General features: G+C 61.0%; 20 protein-coding genes. 13 read left to right on the plus strand and 7 right to left on the minus strand.

Annotated elements, in window-relative coordinates:
* Positions 1–55 precede the first annotated feature (55 nt).
* From NKH50_RS23790 to NKH50_RS23810, 5 genes are read left to right on the plus strand one after another with little or no spacing between them, the layout of a single operon-like run.
* On the plus strand, positions 56–1,015 hold the full coding sequence (locus NKH50_RS23790; protein ID WP_352480360.1) for a carbohydrate ABC transporter permease: 960 nt from the start codon (positions 56–58) through the stop codon (positions 1,013–1,015).
* The gene (locus tag NKH50_RS23795; protein ID WP_352509050.1) at positions 1,012–1,902 is read left to right on the plus strand and encodes a carbohydrate ABC transporter permease; all 891 of its coding nucleotides are present in this window, start codon (positions 1,012–1,014) and stop codon (positions 1,900–1,902) included. The genes NKH50_RS23790 and NKH50_RS23795 overlap by 4 nt, the downstream gene beginning before the upstream one ends.
* A gap of 10 nt (positions 1,903–1,912) precedes the next feature.
* Positions 1,913–3,010, plus strand: coding sequence for an ABC transporter ATP-binding protein (locus tag NKH50_RS23800; protein WP_352509051.1), 1,098 nt, complete (start codon positions 1,913–1,915; stop codon positions 3,008–3,010).
* 33 nt (positions 3,011–3,043) lie between these two features.
* Entirely contained in the window at positions 3,044–4,207 is a 1,164-nt protein-coding gene (locus tag NKH50_RS23805; protein WP_352509052.1) for a mandelate racemase/muconate lactonizing enzyme family protein, read from the plus strand.
* 22 nt (positions 4,208–4,229) lie between these two features.
* Positions 4,230–4,979 (plus strand): ribonuclease activity regulator RraA, encoded by a 750-nt coding sequence (locus NKH50_RS23810; RefSeq protein ID WP_352509053.1) that lies wholly within the window; start codon positions 4,230–4,232, stop codon positions 4,977–4,979.
* Here the strand turns inward: NKH50_RS23810 and NKH50_RS23815 are convergent, their stop codons facing one another.
* The 3 genes from NKH50_RS23815 to NKH50_RS23825 are packed head-to-tail and all read right to left on the minus strand — an operon-like array spanning position 4,980 to position 8,542.
* Positions 4,980–5,801, minus strand: coding sequence for an alpha/beta hydrolase (locus NKH50_RS23815; RefSeq protein WP_352706352.1), 822 nt, complete (start codon positions 5,799–5,801; stop codon positions 4,980–4,982). It abuts the gene before it with no gap.
* An 8-nt stretch (positions 5,802–5,809) separates the two neighbouring features.
* Complete coding sequence (locus NKH50_RS23820; protein ID WP_352706350.1) at positions 5,810–7,297, minus strand: NAD-dependent succinate-semialdehyde dehydrogenase; 1,488 nt, start codon at positions 7,295–7,297, stop codon at positions 5,810–5,812.
* Positions 7,298–7,315: 18 nt separating this feature from the next.
* On the minus strand, positions 7,316–8,542 hold the full coding sequence (locus NKH50_RS23825) for an iron-containing alcohol dehydrogenase (protein WP_352881323.1): 1,227 nt from the start codon (positions 8,540–8,542) through the stop codon (positions 7,316–7,318).
* Between the two features lie 188 nt (positions 8,543–8,730).
* Between NKH50_RS23825 and NKH50_RS23830 the strand changes: the two genes are divergently transcribed.
* From NKH50_RS23830 to NKH50_RS23845, 4 genes are all read left to right on the plus strand, one after another.
* Positions 8,731–9,432, plus strand: a complete 702-nt coding sequence (locus tag NKH50_RS23830; protein WP_352706347.1) for a GntR family transcriptional regulator — start codon at positions 8,731–8,733, stop codon at positions 9,430–9,432.
* A 153-nt stretch (positions 9,433–9,585) separates the two neighbouring features.
* Positions 9,586–10,179 (plus strand): DJ-1/PfpI family protein, encoded by a 594-nt coding sequence (locus NKH50_RS23835; protein ID WP_352706345.1) that lies wholly within the window; start codon positions 9,586–9,588, stop codon positions 10,177–10,179.
* Positions 10,180–10,480: 301 nt separating this feature from the next.
* The gene (locus tag NKH50_RS23840; RefSeq protein WP_352479447.1) at positions 10,481–10,708 is read left to right on the plus strand and encodes a CopG family transcriptional regulator; all 228 of its coding nucleotides are present in this window, start codon (positions 10,481–10,483) and stop codon (positions 10,706–10,708) included.
* Positions 10,705–11,142, plus strand: a complete 438-nt coding sequence (locus NKH50_RS23845) for a TA system VapC family ribonuclease toxin (RefSeq protein ID WP_352881326.1) — start codon at positions 10,705–10,707, stop codon at positions 11,140–11,142. The genes NKH50_RS23840 and NKH50_RS23845 overlap by 4 nt, the downstream gene beginning before the upstream one ends.
* Before the next feature lie 712 nt (positions 11,143–11,854).
* Here NKH50_RS23845 and NKH50_RS23850 read toward each other — a convergent pair.
* The 4 genes from NKH50_RS23850 to NKH50_RS23865 form a co-directional block, all read right to left on the minus strand.
* A complete protein-coding gene (locus tag NKH50_RS23850; protein WP_352509059.1) occupies positions 11,855–12,310 on the minus strand; it encodes a type II toxin-antitoxin system VapC family toxin in 456 nt (151 codons plus the stop codon).
* Positions 12,291–12,533, minus strand: coding sequence for a type II toxin-antitoxin system Phd/YefM family antitoxin (locus NKH50_RS23855; RefSeq protein ID WP_292653697.1), 243 nt, complete (start codon positions 12,531–12,533; stop codon positions 12,291–12,293). The genes NKH50_RS23850 and NKH50_RS23855 overlap by 20 nt, the downstream gene beginning before the upstream one ends.
* A gap of 431 nt (positions 12,534–12,964) precedes the next feature.
* Positions 12,965–14,092 (minus strand): NAD(P)/FAD-dependent oxidoreductase, encoded by a 1,128-nt coding sequence (locus tag NKH50_RS23860; RefSeq protein WP_352706340.1) that lies wholly within the window; start codon positions 14,090–14,092, stop codon positions 12,965–12,967.
* A 63-nt stretch (positions 14,093–14,155) separates the two neighbouring features.
* On the minus strand, positions 14,156–15,157 hold the full coding sequence (locus tag NKH50_RS23865) for an SIS domain-containing protein (protein WP_352509062.1): 1,002 nt from the start codon (positions 15,155–15,157) through the stop codon (positions 14,156–14,158).
* A 100-nt stretch (positions 15,158–15,257) separates the two neighbouring features.
* Between NKH50_RS23865 and NKH50_RS23870 the strand changes: the two genes are divergently transcribed.
* From NKH50_RS23870 to NKH50_RS23885, 4 genes are all read left to right on the plus strand, one after another.
* A complete protein-coding gene (locus tag NKH50_RS23870; protein WP_352509063.1) occupies positions 15,258–16,148 on the plus strand; it encodes a PfkB family carbohydrate kinase in 891 nt (296 codons plus the stop codon).
* Between the two features lie 134 nt (positions 16,149–16,282).
* The gene (locus NKH50_RS23875; RefSeq protein WP_352509064.1) at positions 16,283–17,119 is read left to right on the plus strand and encodes an ABC transporter substrate-binding protein; all 837 of its coding nucleotides are present in this window, start codon (positions 16,283–16,285) and stop codon (positions 17,117–17,119) included.
* Positions 17,120–17,195: 76 nt separating this feature from the next.
* Positions 17,196–18,725 (plus strand): amino acid ABC transporter permease/ATP-binding protein, encoded by a 1,530-nt coding sequence (locus NKH50_RS23880; protein WP_352881330.1) that lies wholly within the window; start codon positions 17,196–17,198, stop codon positions 18,723–18,725.
* An 89-nt stretch (positions 18,726–18,814) separates the two neighbouring features.
* Positions 18,815–19,945, plus strand: coding sequence for a LacI family DNA-binding transcriptional regulator (locus NKH50_RS23885; RefSeq protein ID WP_352706336.1), 1,131 nt, complete (start codon positions 18,815–18,817; stop codon positions 19,943–19,945).
* Positions 19,946–20,168: the final 223 nt, after the last annotated feature.

Raw genomic sequence — 20,168 nt, forward strand, 5'->3', positions numbered from 1 at the left:
ACCGGCTGGGTCGATGGTCCAGCCGGTTCGTTCCGAAGAATAAGGGCACCCCACAGTGACGATCGTAACCGGCAAGGCCGAGGCTCGCCGAAGAGTGCAACCCGGCAGGTCCGGCGCGCTGCGGAAGATCTGGCAGCATCGCGCGGACTACGCGTACGTGCTCCCGGCGATCGCCGTGATGCTCATCGTCATCGCCTATCCGATCTACTATACGGTCGAGCTGTCGTTCTTTAAGACACCGCCTGGCCTGCAGCTCCGCGATAAGACCTTCATCGGCCTCGACAACTACACGACCATCCTCACCAGTCAGGTGTTCTGGAAAGTCACCTGGAACACACTGATCTGGACACTGGGGTCAACTTTCATCTCCTTTGTCCTGGGGTTTGCCACAGCGCTGGCGCTCCACCGCGACTTCATCGGCCGTGGCGTCTTGCGCGCTGTCCTGATCATCCCTTGGGTCATCAGTGCCGTCGCCGCCTCCTACATCTGGAAGTGGATCTACCATTCGGACTTCGGAATCATCGGCGCGGTGCTGGTTGGCCTCGGATTGGCCGACCAGCCGCCGAATTTCATCGACAATGTCAGCACGGTGCTGCCCTCCCTGATCGTCGTCAATATCTGGCGCGAGTTTCCGTTCGCCATGATCATGATGATGGCCGGCCTGCAGACAGTCCCCGACCAGTTGCTGCGCGCCGCAAAAGTCGACGGTGCCAATGCATGGCAGCGCTTTTGGCACGTCACCTTCCCGCACTTGCGCAACGTCTCGGTGGTGACGATGCTGCTGCTCGCGGTGGCCAACTTCAATTCCTTCATCATCCCCTGGATCATGACCGGCGGCGGGCCGTCGAATGCATCGCATATCTGGATAACCCATATTTATGAGCTCGCCTTCGGACGGCAGCGCTGGGGCGTGGCATCGGCCTATTCGGTGCTCCTGTTCCTCACACTGATGACGCTGGGCTACTTCTACGTCCGTGCGTTAAGCGGCAACGAACGGAAAGAGGGGAGCGCATGAGCACGATTGCCGAGACAGCCCCTCGAGCCCAGGCCCGTCGCCGCATGCGCGTCGACGGATGGCGGTGGGCCGGGCGCATATTCCTCGTGTTCATGCTGCTTTATACCGCGTTGCCGATGATCTGGATGCTGATCACCTCGATCAAGTCCGGATTCGCGGCGACACAATTCCCGCCGCAATGGTGGCCGGACGAACCTACCCTCGCCAGCTACCAGAAACTGCTCGATCCGCAGAACAGCGTCGGCCAGGACTTCCTCCGCTTCTTCTGGAACAGCCTTTTCGTGTCGACCGTCACGACAATTCTTTCGGTGATCGTGGCTGTCCCTGCGGCCTACGCGTTTTCGCGCTTCAGTTTCCCCGGCCGGAATTTCCTGTTCTTTGCCGTGCTGCTGCGCAATATGTTCCCGGCGGTGATCTTTCTCGTGCCACTCTTCATCCTGATGCGCGCCATCGGTCTGATAAACACGCACGGCTCGCTGATCCTCACCTATCTCACCTTCGGCCTGCCGCTGGCGATCTGGCTGCTCAAGGGCTTTTACGACAACATCCCGGTGCAGCTTGAGCAGGCGGCGCGCATTGATGGCGCCACACGGTTCCAGGCCTTCATCATGATCGTGATGCCGCTCTCGACGCCGGGGATTATCGCCACCGCAATCTATTCCTTCATCGGCGCGTGGAACGAGTACATCTACGCCTACACCTTCCTCTCCAAGAACGAGCAGTTGACGCTGCCGGTCGGCATCCAACGCTTCTTCTCGGAAAATACGACGGACTTTCCGGGCCTGATGGCGGCGAGCTTCATGATGAGCGTGCCCGTCGTGGTGCTGTTCCTGGTCCTGCAACGATACTTTGTACGCGCCCTTACAGAAGGCGCGGTCAAGCACTAGGGAGTTGCCGATGGCCCACGTGGTCCTCCAAGATCTCGTCAAGAGCTATGGCAGCTTCAAAGCTGTCAACCACGTCTCACTGACGGTCAATGACGGCGAGTTCGTTGCGCTCGTCGGCCCTTCAGGCTGCGGCAAGACAACCACGCTCAATCTCGTCGCCGGGCTGACCCCGATCTCATCGGGCGACATCATCATCGGCGAGCGGGTGGTCAACGACCTCGACCCCAAGGACCGGGACATCGCAATGGTGTTCCAGAACTACGCGCTCTACCCGCAGAAATCGGTCTACAAGAACCTGGCGTTCCCGCTTCAAATGCGCAAACTCCCCAGGGACGAGATCGACAAGAAGGTCAAGGAAGCGGCGCGAGTGCTCGACATGACGCATCTGCTCGAGCGCAAGCCGCGCGAACTTTCGGGCGGACAGCAGCAGCGTGTGGCCCTTGGCCGTGCCCTCGTTCGCGACCCCGCCGTGTTCCTCATGGACGAGCCACTGTCTAACCTCGATGCCAAACTGCGCGTGCAGATGCGGTCGGAGATCAAGCGTTTCCACCAGGACCTCAAGGCGACGATCATCTATGTGACGCACGACCAGCTCGAAGCCGTGACCATGGCTGACAAGATGGCGGTGATGAATGGCGGCTACCTGCAGCAATACGATTCACCGGCGCAGGTCTTTGCCCATCCGGTGAACATGTTCGTGGCCAGCTTCATCGGCAGCCCGGCGATGAGCCTTATTCCGCTAGAGGCCTCGATGGCAAACGGCAACACGGTGTTGACCGGCGCCGAGGGCTGGCGCCTTGAGCTCTCAGCGCGCAATGCCCAGAAGGTGGCGAAAGCGACGACCCGGAAAGTCGTGCTCGGCGCACGTCACTCGACGATCAAGCTCCACAAGAGTGCGGTACCAGGCAGCGTCCCTGCCAAGGCCTATACGGTGGAGCCGACCGGCGACGTCACCTTTGTTCAGGCGTTCCTGTCCGGCGCCATCGTCAACGTCAGCGTGCCGCCGAACATTGCCGTCGCGCCCGACGAGCAGATCTGGCTCGAGTTCGACCAGGAGCGGATGCATCTGTTCGACGGCGAAACTGAAATGGCCCTCAAGGCCAACTGAGATAGCGCGAATGCGCGTGAAACGTGGGCGTGGATGACTGAGAAGCTTAAGATCACCGCGATCAAGCCCTATCCGGTGTGGGTGGGAACCCGCAATCAGATGCTCGTCAAGATCGAGACCGACCAAGGCATCTTCGGCTGGGGCGAGAGCGGCTTGAGCGGTCGCGAGAGGGCCGTGGCCGGCGCGGTCGAGCACTATCGCGAGTTTCTCATCGGCCGCGACCCGATGCAGATCGGGCGGATCTGGCAGGAGGTTTACCGCAGCCAGTACTTCGAAGGCGGGCGAGTCCTTCAGGCGGCGATTTCCGCCATCGACATCGCCCTTCACGACATCAAGGGCAAGGCGCTGGGCGTGCCGGTCTATGAGCTGCTGGGCGGCAAGCAGCGCGACCGCATCCCCACCTTCGCCTCGACCGGCGACGAGGCCGAAGGCGATGTTGCCATCGAACGGGCGCGCGAGCTTCGCGCACAGGGGTGGCAGGCAATCCGCTTCTTCCCTTTCGGGCAAAACAGCAAGGACATCTTCGAGCCGCGCGAGTCCATCGGCGCTACCGCGAGTATGCTGAACAAGGCGCGCGAGGCGCTGGGCGGCGACGTGGTCCTCGGTCTCGACTATCATCATCGGCTGTCGGTGGCAGAGGCGGCGAGCTTCTGCAACAAGCTCGGCCGCGGCGTGCTTGATTTCCTCGAGGAGCCGATACGGGCTGAGACGCCGGAGGCCTATGAATCACTGCGCACGATGACCGACATCCCCTTTGCCATCGGCGAGGAATTTGCCAGCAAGTGGCAGTTCCTGCCCTACATCGAGCGCGGCATCCATCAGTTCAACCGGATCGATGTCTGCAATGTCGGCGGGCTCACCGAGGCGATGAAAATCGCTGGCTGGAGCGAGGCGCATTATGTGGACCTGATGCCGCACAATCCGCTTGGTCCAGTGTGCACGGCCGCGACCGTGCATCTCGCTGCAGCGGTACCCAACTTCGCGTGGCTCGAGACCAGGGCGCCCGAAACGAAGCTGGGCTTCGACAATTCCGACTTCTTCCCCGTGCAACCACGGCTCGACGGGACCGATTACCCGGTCGGCGATCTGCCGGGGCTCGGCGTCGAGGTCAACGAAGTTGCGGTCCAGGCGCAAAGTCTGCGTTTCTGGGAAGCGCCTCACCTTAGGCGCCGCGACGGTTCTGTTACGAACTGGTAGTTCCATTCAATCGGAGTCCACAATGACGCATACTTCCGACATCATGCGGCCGCCTAAAGACCTGATCGACGCGCTAAGGGAGATCGGCGCCGCGACGGTGGCCGGCACGCTTGGCCACATGGGCTTCCGCAATCCGCACATGGTCGGTCCGGTGGCGCAAAACCACGGGAAATCGATCGTCGGGCCGGCGTTGACGCTGCAGTTCCTGCCGCAGCGGCCGGACCTCTTCACCGAGGGAGAATATGCCGATCCGGAGACGCAACTGCACCGGCACGTGCTCTATCACGCGCAGGAGGGCGATGTGGTCGTGGTCGACGCGCGCGGCGACATGAGCTCGGGCGTCTTCGGCGATATGATGTCGACCTATTTCAAGGGCAGGGGTGGGGCGGGTATCGTCATCGACGGATGCATGCGCGACCGGCCCAATGTCGAAAAGCTCGACCTGCCCCTATGGCTGCGCGGCTGGACGCCAAACTATCATGTGCAGACCAGCATCTATCCCAATGCCGTCAACGTCCCGATTGCCTGCGGCGGTGTCACGGTGATCCCCGGCGACATCATCGTCGCCGACGACGACGGCGTGGTGGTGCTTCCCGTCGTAATGGCCCCGAAGGTGATCGAAGAATCACAGAAGCATCACGATTGGGAGGAGTTCTCGCGAGCGAAGCTCATGGAGGGCGGGCCGTTGCAACGCTACTATCCGTTGCATGACGATGCCCGCGGGGAGTACGAGGAGTGGCGCAAAACAAACCGCCCCGAGAACCCGAGTTAGTCAGCAGGCCTTGGCGATCAGTTTTGCAAGGCAATCGGCAGCCTCAGTCCCCGGCACGCCAAGATCTCTGACACTGTCCATGTGGTTGCGGTTCGGGAGCACATGCGACGTTACTAGCGATCCCTGCCGCAGCAAGCTTGCTTTGAATCGATCGGCTTGCTGATGGAAGGGTGGCGTCTCATTGGCTCCGACCAGAACCGCCGTCTTGGTTTGAGGATCATGCCGACAAGCGAGAGGTGTGAACATGGCGACTTCCTCGTCGGTGATTCCAATCTCGTTGGCGAGAAAGGAATCCTGGAGCGGCTTCAAATCATAGAGCCCGCTCAACAGAAGGGCTGCCCTCACATTCGAGGGGGTATGCTCTCCCTCGAACAGAAACGTTGCAAGATGTGCTCCTGCCGAATGACCACTGACAGTCAGGGCCATCGGGTTTCCACCATGATCGGCGATGTTGGCCAGGACCCACTGCTTGGCGCGGCGCACCTGGTCGACGATCCTCGCCATTCTGACCTTGGGCATCAGAGCGTAATCAAGGATGACGGCAATGGCCCCGGCCTGGGTAATCGTCGTCGCCATATATGAATAATCGCGCTTGGAGAACATTCTCCAGTAGCCGCCGTGGACAAAGACGTGCACTGGCAGGGCCGTTCTTTTGCCTGCGGGGAAGAACAGGTCCATGGTTTCGGTCGGATCCGGTCCGTAGGCCACGTCCGCGGTCATCGCAATAGTGGCGCGGGCGGCCTTGCTGCGATCAACGAAGTCCTGCACGATTTCGTCAAATTCCGCGACGTGGTCGCGGATGCGAAAGGGGTCGCCTTGCATTCTTCTGCTCACATGCTGATGGCGAGGTATTTCGCCTCCATGAATTCCGCAATGCCGTGATGCTGCCCTCCCTCGCGGCCGAGCCCGCTCTGCTTGACGCCGCCGAAGGGGGCAGCCGGATCGGACATCAGCCCGCGGTTGAGAGCAATCATCCCGGCCTCGATCCGGGAGGCCACCCGCATCCCGCCCGCCAGATCGCGCGTGTAGATGTAGGCAGCAAGCCCATATTCAGTGTCATTGGCGCGCGCGATGACCTCGGCCTCGGTTTCGAAGCTGGAGATTGGCGCCACCGGCCCGAATATCTCCTCATGCGCCATCTTTGCGTCGCCTGGCACGTCGCGAAGCACTGTCGGAGGGTAGAAGAAGCCACGTCCGGGCAGGACTGAGCCGCCGCACATGACCCGCGCGCCGCGTGCGACCGCGTCGGTGACAAGGCGGTCTATCTTCTCGACCGCCTTTTTCGTAATCATTGGCCCGCATTCCGTGTCCGGATCAGTGCCGGGGCCGACCTTGAGCGACGACATCCGCTTCTCGAGGCCATCCGAAAAGGCTTCGTAGATGCCGGATTGCACGTAGAGGCGGTTCGCGGCGGTGCAGGCCTCGCCGGCGTTGCGCATCTTGGCCACCATTGCGCCATCGAGCGCCGCTTCGAGATCGGCGTCGTCGAACACGATAAAAGGGGCATTGCCTCCGAGCTCCATCGAACACGAAACCACATGCCTGGCAGCTTCTGCCAGCAGAGCGCGACCCACACCCGTCGAGCCGGTGAAGGAGAGTTTGCGCACTCGCGGATCGGCCAGCATGGCGGCTGTCAAAGGCCCGGGACTGGAAGTTGTCAGGACGTTGACCACCCCCGGTGGAACGCCTGCGTCCTGGTAGAGCGCAGCCAGCGCGTAGGCGGTAAGCGGGGTCTCACTGGCCGGCTTCAGGATCACCGTGCATCCAGCGGCAAGTGCCGGCGCGATCTTGCGCGTCGCCATTGCGGCAGGAAAATTCCAGGGCGTGATCAGGACGCAGATGCCGATCGGTTCGTAGTCGACCACGATGCGGTTGGTGCCGGAAGGCGCAGTACCGAATTCACCGGTAATGCGAACCGCCTCCTCGGCATTCCAACGGAAAAACTCCGCGGCGTAAGCGATCTCGCCTCGGGCATCCCGCAGGGCCTTTCCATTTTCCAATGCGATGAGAGTAGCCAGCGCTTCCGATCGTTCCGTCATCAGTTCAAAGCAGCGTCGGAGGATCTCGGAGCGCTTTCGCGGCGACGTTGTCCGCCAGCCATGGGCTGCCTTGGCAGCGGCGTCAACGGCGGCGGCCGCGTCCTCCAAGGTCGCATCGGGTACGGCCGCGATGATGGCTTCCGTCGAGGGATCGATAACCGGAATTACCTTGCCATCCGCGGACTGCCGCCATTGGCCGTCAATATAGAGCCCGTGCGAAATTGTGTGGAAGTCGCTGACGCCCTGATCATCCGACAGAACCTGTGAAAACGTGTTCATCTCGATATTCCCGATTGTTTACACCGCGCAGCTGGCGAGGTCGCCATCAAAGGCGGCCTGGACCAGGCGTCGCATGGACCTCAAATCGAATGGCCGCGGATTGTTCTTGATGAGGCGCTCGATACCGATCGCTTGTTCCGCCGTCCAATCGAGCTTGTCGGCGGGCAGCCCTAGCTCGGCCAACGAGGGGGTGATCCCGATTGCCCCAAACAGGCGACTGACCTCGCCAATGGTCGCGTCGGCCAACTCGTCCGGCGTCCGGCCTTTTCCATCGAGGCAGAGCGCGCTGGCGATCTCGGCCATCTCGGTCGCTGTGGCTGTTCTGTTGTACTTCATGACATACGGCAACATGGTGGCGACACCCAATCCGTGAGCGGTGTGGGTTATCGCGCCGACCGGATATTGTACGGCGTGCGCTGCCGCCGTGCCGGCCGTTCCGAACGCGCAGCCGGCTGCAAGTGCGCCCATCATCACGTCGGCCCGGGCGTCCTCGTCAGAGGGCCGGCGGTATGCCGTTTCAAGGCTTCGGCCAAGCAGCTTGATCGCCAGCAGGGCGAAATGGTCGGTCAAGGCGGTTTTGCCGACAAAGACATGTTTCTGCGGAAGGCCGGGATCGGTTCCGCGCCTGGCGGCGGTGAAGGCCTCGATTGCATGCGTCAGCGCATCGGCGCCTGCGATCGCCGTCAATCCCGGCGGGCATGTCATCGTCAGTTCAGGGTCGCATATGGCTGCGGCCGCTATCAGATAAGGGCTGGAGATGCCGACCTTCAGTGTGCGATCCGGATCCGAGATCACGGCAACCGGGGTCACTTCAGAGCCGGTTCCGGCTGTCGTCGGCACCGCGATCAACGGCAGCGTTGGACCGGGCACCTTGAACTCGCCGTAGTAATCCTGGAGCTGACCGCCGTGGCTCATGAGCAACGCGGCGCATTTGGCCATGTCGAGACAACTGCCGCCGCCAATGCCGATCACCATGTCGGGCGCGAACTTCCGCGCCTCCTCGACGCAGACGGCAACCGTGTCTCGGGGAACGTCGGGTAGGACTCGGTCATGCACCAGCACATCTATCGCGGCGGCTCGCAGCGCCGCGACAATCGCTGCGAACGAGCCCGTTGCGGCAAAACGTTCATCGGTGCAGACGAGCGCGCGACGCCCGAGCCTGGCCGCGACAACCGGAATGACGTGGCGTTGGCCCTTCCCGAAGAGGATTTCGCGCGGCAGCCTTATGGCAGCGAAAAGGCTCATGCCGTGCATCCTATGATGATGTCTGGAAAGGCTGCGGGCGCGGCACGCTGCTCCCGCAGGGCCACCGCTAGCGCCATTGTTTCGTCTCGTAACGGCAGCAAATGATATCCTCTATAAAATCGTATATGATATAGGATTGCATTGGCCGGAGCATCGTGTTAGCAACTCCATGTGTCAAGAGGCAAAACATGCAGGCCATTAACTTACTCAATGCGGACGATACGAACCTCGGCGGCGGGCGTATCCAGCGCTCCAGCAGCCTGGTTGAGGACGTCTACGAAGCGATTTTTGCGCAACTCATGTCGCTAAAGATTGCGCCGGGTTCGCGCATCACGGTCGACAGCCTGGTCAAGGAATTCAACGTCTCCCATACGCCGATCCGCGAGGCGCTCGGCCGGCTCGAGGGCGAAGGCTTGGTGCTGAAGACGCATCTGATCGGTTACCGCGCTGCGCCGCAGATCACGAAACGACGGTTCGACGAACTCTACGAGCTTCGCCTGCTGCTAGAGCCTCATGGTGCAGCCAAGGCAGCGGTGCTCATGGATGAGGTAAAGCTCGCACAACTTCAGAAATCGGCCGGCGTCATGGCGCGCCATGAGGGCAAGGACGAGCGCCTGCGGTATTCCAACTTCGCCCGCCAGGATGCCATTTTCCATGACAAGGTCATGGAATTCGCCAACAACGAACTGGTGCGCGAGACACTGGCTCACCAGCATACCCACTTCCACATATTTCGCCTAATGTTCCATTCGCGCGTCACCGAGGAGGCGCTTGACGAGCATGAAGCCATTCTGGCCGCTTTCGCTACGGCCGATCCTGCCGCTGCCGAGCAGGCGATGCGTCGCCATATCGAGCATTCCCGCGACCGTTTGTTGTTGGCGTTCGACTGAGATTGCCCCGATGTCCCCGTACCCGCCATCGACGATCATCACGCAGGCCAGTGTCAACGAAGACTACTTCCCCGATTCAGCCTTCTAGAAACTCAAACCTACGGGGCGAGTACAGGTCTCGGCCGGCCCCGTTGTCACAGGAAAGGAAGTACCATGCCAGGCAAAAAGATCCTGATGCTGACCGGTGAATTCACCGAGGAATACGAAATCTTCGTCTACCAGCAGGCTATGGAAGCGGTGGGCCACACTGTTCACGTCGTGTGCCCAGACAAAAGCGCCGGAGACCTGATCAAAACGTCGCTGCACGATTTCGAGGGCGATCAGACCTACACCGAAAAGCTCGGCCACTCTGCGCTGATCAACAAGACCTTCTCCGACGCCGAGAAGCAGCTGGAGCAATACCACGCTGTTTACTGCGCTGGCGGTCGTGGGCCCGAATACATCCGCACGGACAAGCGCGTGCAGGCGATGGTGCGTCACTTCCACGAAAGCAAGAAGCCGATTTTCACGATCTGCCACGGCGTGCAGATCCTGATCGCGGTAGATGGCGTCGTGCGTGGCAAGAAGGTCGGTGCACTGGCGGCATGCGAGCCGGAGGTGACGCTTGCGGGCGGAACCTATATCGACCTGTCTCCAACGGAGGCATATGTGGATGGGACGATGGTTTCGGCAAAAGGTTGGACGGCGCTTGCTGCGTTCATCCGCGAATGCCTGAAGGTGCTGGGAACCGAAATCCGCCACGCGTAGACCTTTGCTCCGACGCATCTCAAAGGGGGTGCGCCGGTCCTTGCTGCAGCCTCCGTAGCTTCTGCCGATAGTCTCCCGAGCTGATAAGCTTCCGGAAGGCACGTCCCTTAGGTAGCGCGGCCATAACGGTCCTTTCGGCCCTGCGCAACTTTGTCGGGAGTCAAAGTATGAGGGAATCCGGACAACTCATCTGCTTACGACGCTACGAAGTCGCACCGCTGTCGGAAGTCGCACAGCTTGAGTATCCGACGTCGCTATTCTATATGATGCGTGATGTTTGATGCGCACCAAGGAGGGCGATATGAGAACCACACTTGCGATCGATGACGATGTCCTGGTCGCGGCCAAGGCCATCGCCCAGCAGCAGGATCGCAGCCTCGGCGAGGTCATCACCGATCTCGCACGGCGCTCGCTGCGCCGGCCTCAAGCCGGCGGCGAGCGTAACGGGATTCCTCTTCTGTCGCCTCGGCCGGACGCACCTCCTGTCACGCTTGAGACGGTCAACGCCTTGCGAGACGAACTGCCTTGACGTTCCTGCTCGACGTCAATGTGCTGGTCGCGCTGATCGATCCTGGCCACGTCGCCCATGACGACGCGCATGGCTGGTTCGAAGTGACCGGTAACGCCGTATGGGCTACGTGTCCCATCACCGAAAACGGCGTCCTGCGCATCGTCGGCAACCAAAGATATCCCAATTGTCCCGGCTCGCCCGCCGTCGTTGCGCAAATCGTTAGCAAGTTGCGGACTCTGCACGGGCACAGCTTCTGGCCCGACGATGTGAGCCTGGTTGGCTCTGGCAACATAGATGCAGCGAAAATCCTGACCTCGGCACAGGTCACCGACACCTATCTTCTCGCGCTCGCCAAGGCGCGTGGCGGCCAGCTTGCAAGCTTTGACCGCAAGCTGTCGGCGGCGGCCGTGAAGGGCGGGAAGTCTGCACTCCACCTGATTCCCACAAGGTAGACCACCGGGGTCTTTGTGTCTGTTCCCGCAGTTGAGATAGGCGTAGCCGCGCAGCACCATCAGGCTGTTGCGCTCAGGCGCAAACGCGCGACCGTTGCTCGAAGGCCCGATTGTCTCGATATGCCGCCTCTCATCGAAAGCGGTTGTTCTTGGGCTCCAGAAAGCCCGGCTCGGATTCTACACCGCGGCCACGATCCAAGGTCGCCTCAGCGTCGTTGGCCGGCTCGCGCTTCTTTCTGTTCCGGCCGCTTTTCCGGCGCCGGCCGTTTCGATGCTGCGCTCGCCGACAGTTGGATACGTGTGGATCGTCCCGACGCGGCTTGTGTCTGCCACGCGACTGCTTTGTCGCCGATGGTCCAATGGGTCGGCTTTACCACGCCGGCCTCGTCGAAGTGATGAGGCGGCATGCCAGCAGCATCTGGCCCCCCAGCATTGCAGCCACCCTTGGCCCGCATATCGGCGCGTTATCGAACTGCCAAGGTCGCTTGTGCCCGTTTCTTTCCGCAAATAGGATTTTAACCGGTTTTCCGGGCCGACCGGCGGTCAAGCGCCTCTGGGCACAAAATGCCTTCCTAGCCAGATGGGGCAGGTTCCCAGGGCGCGGGCGTCGTCGGTCAAAGTTCGGCCAGAAACTTGCGGCGATCCAAGGGCAGCACGGAAACGAGAGACTTTGGCACGTCGAACAACATTGGCAGGTGGTCGAGCGAAGAGGTCAGTTGCCATTCGCGAGCGGCCCCAGAATTCGGACTCCCTGGCCGCGCGCGGCAAATGCGAGCTTACGATCGAGGGTGGCCAGGGGCAACTCGGTTTCGATTGCCAGCGCAAGATAGGCGGCGTCATAGACGCTGAGCCCGTGCGAAGCCGCTAGGCTCAGCACCGCGCCGTCCGACCCGCCGCCCGCGTCCTCTAGCGGCAATCGGCGCAGCCGTGCCATGGTGGTGGCAGCTTCGCCCGCCGCGATGCGGCCACACCGCTCGGCAATCAGTACGACGTTCCGCGCCTCGTGCCAGAACAGAGAAGGGACAGGCGCCCTTGTTCCCGGCAATCGTCGCATCAGGGCGGCCGCCGCCTCGCTGTCTTCATCAGGAAGAATCCAGGCAGCCGCCATGGAAAGGTCGACAACGAAAGGCATCACACGATGATCGCCATCAAGCGCGGCGCCCTTCATCGCGCCAGGCCCGAATTTCGTCCTGCGTCACGGGCTTGGCGCGGGCCCGGGCAGCGCTGATCTCTTCGATCACGGCTTCGACATCGTTGCGCCGTTGAATCCGCGACAGTTTAGCGATGGGATCGTTGCCGCGCGAAATAATCACCTCCTCGCCTGCTTCGACTCTTGAAAGCAGTTCCGAGAGATGCGTCTTGGCCTCGCCAACTTTCACCGTGATGGGCATTTTCTGTCCTTGTACACGTCGGGGCCCCTCGCGGCGAGCCGTGTTCATTGCCGTTGAGCTGAGTGTGGATTGCCCGACAATCGCTGTACACAACAATAGGCGCAATGCTGACGCTTGGTCAATGCTTGGTCAAGTCACTAGGCCTGGACATTGCCGACCCCTCGCAGACCGCAAGGCGGGCCGTCTCTCAACAAGGTGAAGTTGTTCGTTCTGGTGGAACGGGGCTTCTGATCGTGCGCGGTTATCTGGTTTTCGAAGATGCGGAGGCTTGCAACTTGTCGCGGTCAGCGCACTCCAATGGATCGCGAGTGGCCATCTGACCATAAGACGACGACCTGATCACGCGATCCTGTCACCCCTCTCTCGGTAAGGGCAAGATTCCCCAGGCCCGCGGCCCATCTGGACGGGTTCGGCCTTGCCCAATTGCCCTTTCAGTTGAAACGATTAGGGCGGAACGTTGCAAGCATGGGATGCGGATTGCCTGAGGCGATTTCTTTGGCAAGCAATTCGCCGACGATCAATCCAAGCGTGGCGCCGCTGTGGCTAAAGGCGACGTGAAGCCCGGCAACGGTCTCGACGGAGCCAAGCACTGGCTCGCCATCGCCGGGGATCGGCTTCGGGCCAACTGCATAGGTAGCGAGTTGGAGCCGCGGATTGCCCTCGAGCACCGCACTAGCCTCCTCGAGCAGTCCTTTGACGGTCTTGTCGTGCACGGTGTAGGTTCCGTCGGAGTTGACCATGACTTCTTCCTCCGACCACGCCGAATCCAAAACAAGTGCGCCATCCGGCGTCGGGCGCACCGCCACGCGGGGCGTATTCAGCACGGCACGGAGCTCGGTCTTGATCGGCTTGGTTTTCAAGAGAAGTGAAATCGGGGTGGCGTCGGGGACATGAACTCCGACCGTCGCGAGCATGGCGGGCGTCGCTGGCCCAACGGCAAGGACCACCGCATCCGCCTTTAACGGCATACCGTCGGCAGTGACGACGCCACGCGCGCGACCATCTGTGGCATCTATCCGCACGCGTCCAGCGTTCTGCACGAGTTTGCCGCCGCGGGAGCGGAACTCATTGAGCAGCAGATCGATCAGGCAGGGCAGGTCAACCCATCCTTCGCCAGGATTGAAGATGGCACCCTGCGGGGTGATGGCGCTGGCGTTGACGCCGGGCGCCACTGCGCCGACTTCGGCAGGGCCGAGCGGAAGCGCGTCATACCCGATATCCTGCTCCAGCTGGCAGATGGACGCGATCTGGTTCGCCTCGTCATCCGCATCCCAGGTGAGGCCGCCGTCAAAGCGAAGCCAGGCCGCCGTTTCCGGCCTTGTGGCGGCCAGGGTCCGATAACGGTCGATGCCTGCAAGCCTCAGGCGGTGGTAGGCAGTGTCCGCACGTCGTGCTGAGTTCAGCCAGGAAAGTGAACGGCTGGATGCGCCATTGGCGGGCGCGCCGTCGTTGACAATGGTTACATCAACGCCAAGACGAGCGAGGTGCAACGCGGAAGAGATGCCGAAGATGCCCGCGCCGATAACAACGACATGGCGCGGCTTTGGGAATGCAGTCATAGAGAAATCCTTCTTCGCAGAAGACGGGCTGGAGTTGTTAGATCGCTGCAGAGCGCGGCGGAACTAGTAGTCCGTTAGCTTCTTCATGTAGCGCCGGCCCTCGAGCATCGGCCGGCCGCGCAGACCGGCCAGCTCGTAGGCAAAACGCCACAGAGTGTCGAAGAAGACCAAGGGCACGAGATAGGGTTTGATGCGATTGGACATACCGCTGAGGTCGAGTTCCGCTCCATCGAGCACCAGGGTGTTTTCCCGGCTGCCGTACTTGACAAGGAAGTCGCGGGCGCGTTCCGTGAGGCGCCTCGTTTCGTCCAAGCCCAACATCACGACGAAGCCGGCATCCTTGTCCACCACCTCAAAGGGGCCATGGAAAAACTCGTTGGCGTGTATGGCCTGCGAGTCGTACCATTGCATCTCCATCAACACGCAGATGGCGTAGGAATAGGCCGCGCCATAGCTGGCACCGCTGGCAAGTGTGTAGATCCCCTTGCGCGGCGCGAAACGGGGTGCAAAGGCCCGAAACCGGTCGGCATAGATCCGGTGCGCACGTTCGATGGCCGGCTGAAGATGGCTCAGGCTCATCAGCAGGTCGGCGGTTAGCTTGGCATCCTCCCGAGCATCGATCAGGCCAGCGAGCAACATATAGAGCACGCCGTAATTGCTGTAGGCCGCATCGATTGCTTTGCCCGTCGTGTAGGATGCCTGGTAGGCTACCGGGTGGTCGACCGCCCGCGCGAGGGGCGATGTTTGGTCGAGCGTCATACCGATTGTCGTTGCGCCTCGGTGTTTTGCGTGATTGGCCGCCCGCACGGTCTCCGTGGTGGTTCCTGTCTGCGAGCAAAGGACAACGAGCGTGTCAGGTCCCAACCGTCGCGGATCTCGGCAGACGAACTCATCCGCGTTGTAGATGTCGCAGGCGAATGTGCCGCTGTGACGGTCGACGAAGTATTTGCCTGCCATCATGATCGAGAGCGAGCCGCCGCACGCCACGAGGAATAGGTGCGAAAATCGCTTGCCCGTCGTAGCGGTCAGGGCGCGTTCCACGTCGGCGGGCAGGGCGGAAATCATGAGCTTCCTCGTCTCGTTGACAAGCTTGGCCGGGGGCACAATTGACAGATAGTGGTGATTGTGCGAACGTTCTCATATCCTTTAAACTGAAAGTCATGCAATGGTCAAGATTGCCGCGATGGGTGATAACGTGGTCGATTGTTATCTTGCTCGCGGCGAGATGTTCCCCGGAGGAAACTGCCTCAATGTCTCGGTCTATGTGAGCCGCTTCGGCGGGCAGTCGGCCTATGTTGGAGCGATCGGCAAAGACCGGGCCGGGGACCTGATCTGCGCTGCACTGGCGTCGGAACGCGTGGACGTCACCCGATTGCGTCGCCTCGAAGGGTCGACTGCCTACTGCCTCATAGGTCACCGAAACGCTGATCGGATTTTCCTGGACTTCGACCTCGGCGTCTCGATGTTCACGCCAACGCAAGAAGATCTGGATTTTCTCTCGGGCTTTCAGGCCGTCCACATCGGCCAATCCAGCGGGTTAGACCCGTGGGTTGCCGCGGTATCGAGCAAATCCCTGTTATCTTACGATTTTTCTACACGGCGGGAGCCGGGACACCGGCGCGAGATTGGGCGCTATTGCTATCTGGCCTCCGTCTCGGGCGACGGTCTCAACGACGATAAATTGGCTGCAATCGTATCCGAACTGCTTGCATGTGGTTCAAAATGGGTTCTGGTGACTCGAGGTCGAGCTGGCGCGGTGCTTCACAGCGACACCGTCTCCTACAGCACCCCGGCGCGGCTGGTCGAACCCGTCGACACCCTGGGCGCGGGCGACACCTTCATCGCCAGAACGCTATTCGGCCTGCTTAAGGAAGAGGCGCCTCAAGACATTCTCGGCCATGCCGCGGAGGCGGCGGCCGCTACCTGCCAGTACTACGGGGCGATCGGCCACGCGACAGCAATCGAGTTAGGAAAGATGACGCCGGAGATCCTTCGCGGAGCTAGGCACGCTCAAGACTGGAAACCGTCTAGCAGCGAAATTCTCCGAAGCAATTGACGCGAGAAATGGACAATGCTAGTGAAAATGATAACGTTCTCACCTATCTGACCAAAACGCCACCTAAGAGCGTTTAAATGAGACGTCGAGTGGGATCGCAGGGCCGAGTTCGGCCAATCGTAAGAGGAGAAGACATGCACACGAATTTGAGCAGGCGCCAACTGGTGAAATCCGGTCTGGCGCTGACGATCGCGCTGTTGACAGGACTTGGCACGTTGGCCTCGTCAACGCAGGCAAACGCGGCCGACAACCCCTACAACCTCATCGACCCGACGGTGATCAGCGTCGGAACCATGGGCGATGCGAAACCCTATGTCTTCACCGACGCCAACGGTAACTTCACTGGCTTCGACGCCGAACTGTTCCGTGATGTGGCGCGCCGGCTCGGGTTCAAGGAGGAACAGGTCGTTTTCACCGGCCAGGAATTCTCGGCGCTGCTGCCGTCGGTGGCCAACGGCCGCTTCGACGTCGCTGTCGCGGCCATCGGCACGACCGCGGAGCGCAAGAAGACCGTGGATTTTGGCGACGGCTATCTCGCCGGCTACCTGTCGATCATTTCGGCGGATCCGGCACTGACGAGCAATGAGAGCACCGCCGGAAAGCGCATCGGCGTGATCCAGGGAACGCTGCAGGAAATCTATGCCGAGAAGAATCTGAAGGGCGACATTGTCAAATTCCCCGACAACAACACTGCGGTGGCGGCGCTGAATAACGGGACGATCGATGGCCATTTCACTGATTATGAGTCGGCCAAGCAGTATGTGGAGCGCTATAAGAACCTGAAGATAACAATGAACGTGCCGTCCTTCGATGCGCCGGCCGGGTTCGTGGTCAAGAAAGGCAACGATGCCTTCCGCGAGGCGCTGAATAAGGCGCTGCGCGAGGCCATGGACGATGGCACCTGGAAACGGCTGCATGAGAAGTGGTTCCCGGGCACTCCGATGCCCGATCAATATCTGCCCAAGAAGTAAATTCGCGCGTATTCATTTTCGTTTCCGGCCGGGCCCGTGAGCAACGGTGCCCGGCCGAGTTATAGATGGACTTGATATGAGCTGGTTCGATACCTTCGCCCGCAGCTTCCTTGATTTCCAGGCGATGGCAGAAGTTCTGCCAAACATGGTGATGGTCGGCCTCAAGAACACTTTGATCCTGGCCCTTGCCTCGACGTTTTTCGGGACGCTGATCGGTATCGTCCTCGCTGTCATGGGGATTTCCGAAAACCGGCCGCTGAAACTCCTTGCCCGAGTCTACACCGATATCTTCCGCGGGCTTCCCGCCATTGTCACGATCCTGATTATTGGCCAAGGCTTCGCGCGGTTGGGCCGAGATCTGTTCGGTCCATCGCCTTATCCGCTGGGCATTCTGGCACTCAGCCTGATTGCCGGCGCCTACATCGGAGAGATTTTTCGCGCCGGTATTCAGAGCGTCGAGCGTGGTCAGATCGACGCAACGCGCACTCTCGGTATGACGTACGGCCAAGGCATGCGCCTGGTGGTGATCCCGCAAGGCATCCGCCGCGTCCTGCCTGCACTGGTCAACCAGTTCATCGGTAACGTCAAGGACTCCAGCCTGGTCTATTTCCTTGGCCTGCTCGCCTCCGAACGCGAACTGTTTCGCGTCGGCCAGGACCAGGCCGTGCTGACCGGCAATCTGTCACCACTGTTGCTGGCCGGCGTGTTCTATCTCGTGATCACGGTGCCGCTAACCCACCTCGTCAATTACATCGACGCTCGCATGCGCGTCGGCAAACGTGTCACCGCTGTGCAGAGCGGCCTCAAGGAAGTCGCCGAGCTTGCCGAAGCGATCGTGCCGGGCGCAGCGACGTTGCCTGCAGCGGCGCCCACACGCTTCAAGGGCGGCGGCATCGAGGTCAAGAATATCGACATGGCCTACGGCGTCGTCCAGGTGCTCCATGACGTCAGTCTGAAAGTGCAGCCCGGGACCGTCACCTGCCTCATCGGGCCGTCCGGCTCGGGCAAGTCGACCTTGCTGCGTTGCCTCAACCGCCTCGTAGAGTGTCGAGCCGGTGACATTCTGCTCGATGGCGAAAGCATCTACAAACAGACCCCTGACCAACTCCGGCGGCGCGTCGGCATGGTTTTCCAGCAGTTCAATCTGTTTCCCGACCGCAGCGCCCTCGCCAACATCACCCTGGCGCTGCGCAAAGTTAAACGCATGTCGCGCGAGGAGGCTGAGGGGGCGGCCTTAGCGAGGCTGAATGAAGTCGGACTGCTGGAGCGCAAAGATCATCGGCCGGCTAATCTCTCGGGTGGGCAACAGCAGCGGGTGGCCATCGCGCGCGCCCTGGCCCTCGAACCTGAGGTTATGCTGTTCGACGAAGTCACCAGTGCCCTCGATCCGGAATTGGTCAAAGGTGTCCTGAATTTGATGGCCGACCTCGGGCGGGGCGGGATGACGATGGTGGTCGTTACACACGAGATGAACTTCGCTCGCAAAGTCGCGAACCAGGTCGTATTCATGGACGAGGGGCGGATAGTCGAGGCAGGACGACCAGAGGACCTTTTCGACAATCCGCAGAGTCCACGTCTTCGGCGCTTTCTGTCAGAGGTGCTGTGATTGCAATGGTGTGCGCAACGGCGGGTGCTTCGGTGTTCGGCCTTGCGGCGCGGGCTTAACTGCCGCTAGGTCCCCGTCACAACGCGCGCATGGGCGGCGGGGTTTGCCGAGTGACTCAAAGATCGTCGAAAAACGCAACTATCATAGAGGTCGCTCGCCGGGCCGGGGTGAGTTCCGCCACGGCCGGGCGTGTCCTTGGTGGGTACGGCTACAGCAGCCCCGAGGTTCAGGAGAAGGTGCGCGCCGCGGCAGCTGCGCTGGGCTATCGGCCCAATCGCCTGGCCAAAGGCCTGATCACCGGTAAGACGCAGACTATCGGAGTTGTCGTCGGCGACATCGAAAGCCCCTTCTATGCCAGCGTCCTGCGCGGAATAGGGGATGTCGCGCGCTGTGGCGGCTTCGGGGTTATCGTCACGAATAGTGACGAAAATGCCGAACTCGAGCGAGAGGCGGTGCAGCTCCTGCTGGAAAAGCAGGTCGACGGTTTAGTTGTCTCGTCGACTTTCGTGGACGAACCGGATCATCTTCGTGAGGCAGTCGCAGCCCGCTGTCCCGTCGTGCAGTTTGACCGCATGGTCGCGGGCCTGGAAACCGATACAGTGGTGGTCGACAATGTTTCCATAACGCGTAGCAGCATCGCGGCGATGATCGGCGCCGGACACAGCCGCATCGGAATTCTGGCGGAGCTCGGACCGGGCCAACGCGATGATGTTGGCTCGTTTGTGGCAAACGCCGATCTCTCCAGCGCTGATATTCGCTATCATCATCCAAGCTGGCAAAGGCTATTGGGTTACCTCGAAGCCCATCGCGCTGCGGGCATTACACCGGATCCGCAGTTGATCCGCCGCGTGGCGATCTATTCTAGCGAGGCGGCCCGCAAGGAGGCACTCGACCTGCTGACAATGCGCAATGCGCCGTCCGCCCTGTTTACCGCCGATGGCGTGATGTCGACAGGCGTTCTGGAGGCGACATCGGCACTGAAGCTTGCGATCCCGGGAAACCTTTCGCTGCTTTGCTTCGACGATCTCGACTGGATGCAATTCGTGGCCCACGGCATCACAGCCATCGCGCAGCCAGCACAATTGATCGGAGCGGCGGCGGCGGAGCTTCTCTTGAGGAGGTTAGGGGAGGCCAGTTTGCCTTTCGAGCACCGTGTGCTGGCGGCCCGCTTGGTGGAGCGTAATTCAATTGCGGTTCACCGCAACCGCGAGGCCGTCTGATCTCCGGCCGCGACGGTCTGGCTGGAGCTGAATTGCAGCGCGTCTATGCCGAGGTTGAGGCCATGCACGGATATTGACGTGTCGTATGTCTCTTCGCTTGCCTACAACAACATCGGCCATCGGGATCGGCTCGGCTGAATGACAGCCCAGGCGGACTGCTGGGCACGACTACTACTGCTTGCGATGCCTCGGCGTAAGCTGCGCAAGAAAACGGGTGAGAACA

Source organism: Mesorhizobium sp. M1027 (assembly GCF_040318745.1).
Lineage (GTDB): Bacteria > Pseudomonadota > Alphaproteobacteria > Rhizobiales > Rhizobiaceae > Mesorhizobium.